Source organism: uncultured Neisseria sp. (genome assembly GCF_951230505.1).
Taxonomy (GTDB): Bacteria; Pseudomonadota; Gammaproteobacteria; order Burkholderiales; family Neisseriaceae; genus Neisseria.
This window is the reverse complement of record NZ_CATNVN010000110.1, coordinates 1-6,192: the sequence shown is the minus strand read 5'-3', so window position 1 is coordinate 6,192 and position 6,192 is coordinate 1. Positions and strand designations below refer to the sequence as shown.

Below are 6,192 nucleotides of genomic sequence, written 5' to 3'. Positions count from 1 at the left end.
ACGGCAACACCGGCTTTTTCAGCGCTGATGAGTTTGCCGTTAGGTGCACGACCGGCAGCCACCAGTACGGCATCGTAACGTTGTGGTTCTTTAGGTGCATTTGCACCTTCGAAGGTAACGTAAACGCCGTCTTCTTTAGGCTCGACAGCAACGGTTTTGGTGTTGATCATGATGTTGTCAAAACGGTATTCGTTTTGTTTTTGCCATACTTTCACCAAATCGCGGTCTGCACCTTGCATCAGGCCGTCCATCATTTCAACGACGTCAAGGCGAGCACCTAGCGTACTGTAAACTGTACCCATTTCGAGGCCGATGATACCACCGCCGATGATCAGCAGTTTGCCCGGTACTTCTTTCAGAGCCAGTGCACCGCTGGAATCGATGATGCGTGGATCTTCAGGAATGAAAGGCAGTTTAGTTACGCGGCTACCTGCTGCAATGATACAGTTTTTAAAGGCAACGATTTTTTTCTCGCCGGTAGGGGTCGCTTGCTCGTACACGTCGCCGGTGGTTAGCGACACTTCCAAGTGGTGCGGATCTAAGAATTGGCCGTCGCCTTGGATAACGTCTACTTTACGGCCTTTGGCCATACCTGCCAAGCCGGTAGTCAGACGGGAAACTACGCCGTCTTTGTAGGCACGAAGCATGTCGATGTCGAGTTCTGGCTCTGGGTATTTGATACCGTTGGCAGCCAAGTGACGTACTTCATCGATAACGGCAGCGTTGTGCAACAAGGCTTTGGAAGGGATACAGCCGACGTTCAAGCAAACGCCGCCCAAGGTTTTGTAACGCTCGACGATGGCAACTTTCAAGCCTTCATCGGCAGCGGCAAATGCAGCAGAATAACCGCCGGGGCCGCCACCCAATACGACCACATCGTATTCGGCATCGGCAGAACCGCCAAATTGTGCAGCTTGAGGAGCAGCAGCTTTAGGGGCTTCTTGTGCAGGAGCAGCTGGTGCTTCAGCTTTAGGAGCGGCAGCCGCACCTTCGGCTTCAACGACTGCAATCAAGCCACCTTCGGAGATTTTATCGCCGACTTTAACTTTAACTTCTTTGACCACGCCCGCAACTTCGGCAGGTACGTCCATAGTAGCTTTATCGGTTTCCAAAGTAATCAGGGTATCGTCCACGGCAATGGTGTCGCCTACATTTACTTCAACCGCAATAATATCTACATTTTCGTGACCGCCAATGTCGGGCACTTTTAATTCAACTAAGCTCATGTCTAATCTTTCTGAATGATGTTCGGACTTCTTTTTTTCAGACGGCCTGAGTAAAAAGGCCGTCTGAAAATGCTCGGATTACAGAGTAATACGGCGGAAGTCTTTCAACAGGTTAGCCAGGAATACGGTAAAGCGCATACCGGCGGCACCGTCGATGACACGGTGGTCAAAGGACAGGCTCAACGGGCACATCAGGCGAGGAGCGAATTCTTTGCCGTTCCAAACCGGTTTGATTTGAGATTTGCACACGCCCAAGATGGCAACTTCAGGAGCATTCACGATTGGCGTGAAGCCTGTACCGCCGATACCGCCCAAGCTGGAAATGGTAAAGCATGCGCCTTGCATTTCTTGTGGTTTGAGCTTGCCTTCGCGGGCTTTTTTAGACAATTCGGTTAGCTCTTGGCTGATTTGTTTCAAGCCTTTTTGATCCACGTCTTTGATTACTGGAACAACCAAGCCGTTTGGCGTGTCTGCTGCGAAACCGATGTTGAAGTAGTTTTTCAGCACCAAGTTGTCGCCATCCAAAGAGGCGTTGAATTCAGGGAAGGCTTTCAGTGCAGCAACAGAGGCTTTAATGATGAAGGCCAATGGAGACAGTTTCACGCCTTCGCGTTCCCATTCTTTGTTCAGCTGTTTGCGGAATTCTTCCAATTCGGTCATATCCGCTTCCTCGTGTACGGTAACGTGAGGAATCACAACCCAGTTGCGAGACAGGTTTTGACCGGAGATTTTCTTAATGCGAGACAGTTCTTTAACTTCGACGCTGCCGAATTTAGAGAAGTCAACTTTAGGCCATGGCAACAAGTCCAGACCACCGCCCAAAGAGGCAGCGGCAGGTTTGCCTGCACCGCTTTGCATAACGGATTTAACGAAGGCTTTAACGTCTTCGCCCATGATACGGCCTTTCAGACCGGTACCTTTGACTTGACCCAAGTCCACGCCCAATTCACGCGCCAGTTTACGTGCGGAAGGACCTGCATGGGCTTTGGCAAAAGCAGCTTCGTCAATTTTGGCAGCTGCAGGTGCAGCTGGAGCAGGCGTAGCGGCTGGTGCGGGAGCAGCAGGAGCCGGAGCAGCGGCTGGTGCAGGTGCGGCAGCTTGAGCGGCAGGAGCAGGAGCAGCTGCGGCGGAACCGGCGGTTTCTACTTCGATAATGGCAGAACCTTCAGATACTTTGTCGCCAACTTTTACAAATACGGCTTTAACAACACCGGCTTCTGTACATGGTACGTCCATAGTGGCTTTGTCGGTTTCCAGAGTAATCAGAGTGTCGTCAACGGCAACAGTGTCGCCAACTTTAATTTCAACGGCAATAATGTCTACATCTGTATGACCGCCAATATCCGGTACAACAACTTTTACAGTTGCCCCGCCTGCAGGGGCTGCGGCAGGAGCGGAAGCGGGAGCTGCAGGAGCTTCAGCTGCAGGAGCCGGGGCTGCATCGGCAGCGGCGGCATCGGTTTCAACGGTCAGAATAACGCCGCCTTCAGAGATTTTATCGCCAACTTTAACTTTAACTTCTTTCACGACACCGGCTGCATCGGCAGGTACGTCCATAGTGGCTTTGTCGGTTTCTAAAGTAATCAGGGTGTCGTCAACGGCAATGGTGTCGCCTGCTTTAACTTCTACAGCGATGATGTCGACGTTTTCATGACCGCCGATATCAGGGACTTTGATTTCTACGATACTCATTTGAGTTCCTTTAATATTTTCAGTTTGATGCCGTCTGAAAACTGTTTCACACGGCATCGGTACAGTTTGTCTGTTCAAACCATTCAAACATTTGGTTTTCAGACGGCCTAATGTTAACAGGCCGTCTGAAACATCAATTAGCGTTTCCAGCTAGGAGCTGCATCGGCTTTAATACCATATTTTTCAATGGCTTGTTGAACGGTTTCTTTGCTGACTTTGCCCTGTTCGGCCAGAGCGCTCAATGCAGCAACGGCAACGTTGTAGCGGTCAACTTCGAAGAAGCTGCGCAGGTTGGCACGGCTGTCGGAACGACCGAAGCCATCGGTACCCAAGACGTGGTAGTCGTTAGGGATGTAGGCACGGATACGGTCAGCATAGCTGCGGATGTAGTCGGTAGCGGCAATAACCGGACCGTCATGACCTTGCAGTTGAGAAGTAACAAACGGTACTTTTGCAGTTTCCAATGGGTTCAGACGATTGAAGCGTTCCACTTCGATGGCATCGCGGTGCAGCTGGTTGAATGATGGGCAAGACCAGATGTCTGCTTCTACGTCGAAGTCGGCTTTCAACAATTCGGCACCGGCAATTACTTCTTGCAGGATGGTACCGGAACCCATCAATTGGACTTTTTTATCGCCTTTGCCGCCGGCTTTCAGTAAGTACATACCTTTCAGGATGTCATGTTCTACACCTTCAGGCATGTCCGGATGGGTGTAGTTTTCATTCATCAGGGTGATGTAGTAGAACACGTCTTCGTGGTTAACATACATGCGGCGCAAGCCATCGTGTACGATAACGGCTACTTCATATTGGAATGTCGGATCGTAAGTTACACAGTTTGGAATCAAGTCTGCTTGAATGTGGCTGTGACCGTCTTCGTGTTGCAAACCTTCGCCATTCAGTGTTGTACGGCCGGCTGTACCACCCAGCAGGAAACCGCGTGCATGCATATCGCCTGCTGCCCATGCCAAGTCGCCAACGCGTTGGAAACCGAACATAGAGTAGTAGATGTAGAAAGGAATCATGGCAAAGTCGTTGTTTGCGTAGCTGGTCGCGGCAGCAATCCAGTCAGCCATAGCACCTGGTTCGTTAATACCTTCTTGCAAGATTTGACCGTCAACAGATTCTTTATAGAACATCAGTTGGTCTTTATCTTGAGGAGTGTATTGTTGGCCTTTAGGGTTCCAAATACCGTATTGACGGAACATACCTTCCATACCAAACGTGCGGCTTTCATCTGGAACGATAGGCACCACGCGTTTGCCGATTTTTTTGTCTTTCAGCAAAGTAGACAGGATGCGGACGAAAGCCATGGTGGTTGAGAATTCACGGTCACCGCTGGATTTCAGTTGAGTCTCAAATGCTGACAGTTCAGGCACTTCCAGAACTTCTTGGGTAGGTTTGCGTTGAGGCAGGTAGCCACCCAAAGATTCGCGACGTGCGTGCAGGTATTTGTATTCTTCGCTGTCAGGAGCAAAAGTCAGGTAAGGCAGGTCGCCGCTGTCGATTTGCTCGTCAGTTACAGGAATGTCAAAGCGGTCACGGAATTGTTTCAGAGACGCTTTGTCCATTTTTTTGGCTTGGTGGGCAACGTTTTGACCTTCGCCGGATGCACCCATACCGTAACCTTTAATGGTTTTCGCCAAGATTACAGTAGGTTTGCCGTCGGCGTGGTTCACTGCGCGGTCGTAAGCGTTGTACACTTTTTGAGGGTCATGGCCACCACGGTTCAATGCCCAAATTTGTTCATCAGTCATATCGGCGACCAATGCTTTCAGTTCAGGCGTATTGAAGAAGTGTTCGCGAACGTATGCACCGTCTTTGGATTTGTAAGTTTGGTAGTCACCGTCCAAGCACTCTTCCATACGTTTACGCAGGATGCCATCTTTGTCTTTTGCCAAGAGGCGGTCCCAACGACGACCCCAGATGACTTTCACAACATTCCAGCCTGCGCCGGCAAAGTTGCCTTCCAGCTCCTGAATGATTTTGCCGTTACCGCGTACTGGGCCGTCCAAACGTTGCAGGTTACAGTTGATGACGAATACCAAGTTGTCCAAGCCTTCGCGTGAAGCCAGAGCAATAGCACCTTGGCTTTCAGGTTCGTCCATTTCGCCGTCGCCACAGAATACCCATACTTTACGGCCTTTGGTTTTAGCCAGGCCGCGAGATTCCAAGTATTTCAGGAAACGGGCTTGGTAAATCGCCATCAATGGGCCAAGACCCATAGATACGGTTGGGAATTGCCAGAAGTCAGGCAACAGGTGAGGGTGAGGATAGGAAGGCAGACCATGACCGGCAACTTCTTGACGGAAGTTGTTCAATTGGTCTTCAGTCAGACGGCCTTCAACGAAAGCGCGTGCGTAGATGCCAGGGGCAACGTGGCCTTGGAAGAATACCAAATCGCCTTCTTCGCCTTCGCCTTTGGCTTTCCAGAAGTGGTTGAAGCCGACTTCGTACATGGTCGCAGCAGATTGGAAAGATGCAATGTGTCCACCCAATTCCAAATCTTTTTTACCCGCGCGCAATACGATAGCTGCGGCATTCCAACGTACGAAAGCACGAATACGGTGCTCGATGTTTTGGTCGCCGGGAATGCCTTTTTCGTTTTCAACGGAAACAGTGTTCAAATATGGAGTAGTGGTGCCATGAGGCATGCGGATGCCTTTGTCACGGCTGTATTTGACCAAACTTTCCAGCAGGTATTGGGCGCGTTCGCTGCCTTCATATTCTAAAACAGAGCTTAACGCGTCTAACCATTCTTTGGTTTCAATTGGGTCAACATCGTGTAATTGGGTGGACATAATATCTATCCTTGTGTTGAGTGTTTTTCAATGACGGAGTAGTACCCCGATATTTTCGTTTGTGAACAAATACGGCTTATAAACGAAAATTCCAAGAGTCAAATTCGAAAAAATTTTAATTATTTAAATATTTTCAATACGTTATATGAAGCAATGAAAATTCTAAAAAATTAAAATTTTTTGCAAACTGGCTAACCTGCAAATGCTATCAGTAATTAGGCAAACTGGCAAATCGCGCTGTTGATATTAATAGGAGGGTAGAGGTTGAATTGATGATTTTTAAAAGTGCCCTTTATGATGGTTTTAAAATTAGAATATTAAACAGACACGGTAAAAGTCTCTGTTGTTTGGATGAAAAAATTCGAATACGAAAATTAATTTTCAAAATTTGTCTAAAATCGAAAATTAAATTTAAACTTTAAGTTTGAAAAAGAAAATTCAGACCGTGTTATTTTTCAAACTTAAAGTTTAAA

General features: G+C 48.6%; 3 protein-coding genes. All 3 read right to left on the bottom strand.

Features of this window, described 5'->3' with window-relative positions; all coding sequences use genetic code 11:
- Positions 1–1,226: NAD(P)/FAD-dependent oxidoreductase (locus Q1M25_RS07380; RefSeq protein WP_300483456.1), on the bottom strand; the 1,226-nt coding region annotated here is incomplete at its 3' end.
- A gap of 78 nt (positions 1,227–1,304) precedes the next feature.
- Positions 1,305–2,918, bottom strand: coding sequence for a dihydrolipoyllysine-residue acetyltransferase (gene aceF / locus Q1M25_RS07375; RefSeq protein ID WP_300483453.1), 1,614 nt, complete (start codon positions 2,916–2,918; stop codon positions 1,305–1,307).
- A 137-nt stretch (positions 2,919–3,055) separates the two neighbouring features.
- Entirely contained in the window at positions 3,056–5,719 is a 2,664-nt protein-coding gene (aceE, locus tag Q1M25_RS07370) for a pyruvate dehydrogenase (acetyl-transferring), homodimeric type (protein ID WP_300483450.1), read from the bottom strand.
- Positions 5,720–6,192: the final 473 nt, after the last annotated feature.

Bases quoted from the DNA above. Each gene is read 5' to 3' on its own strand.
- aceF (WP_300483453.1), bottom strand. From the start codon at position 2,918: ATGAGTATCGTAGAAATCAAAGTCCCTGATATCGGCGGTCATGAAAAC.
- aceE (WP_300483450.1), bottom strand. From the start codon at position 5,719: ATGTCCACCCAATTACACGATGTTGACCCAATTGAAACCAAAGAATGG.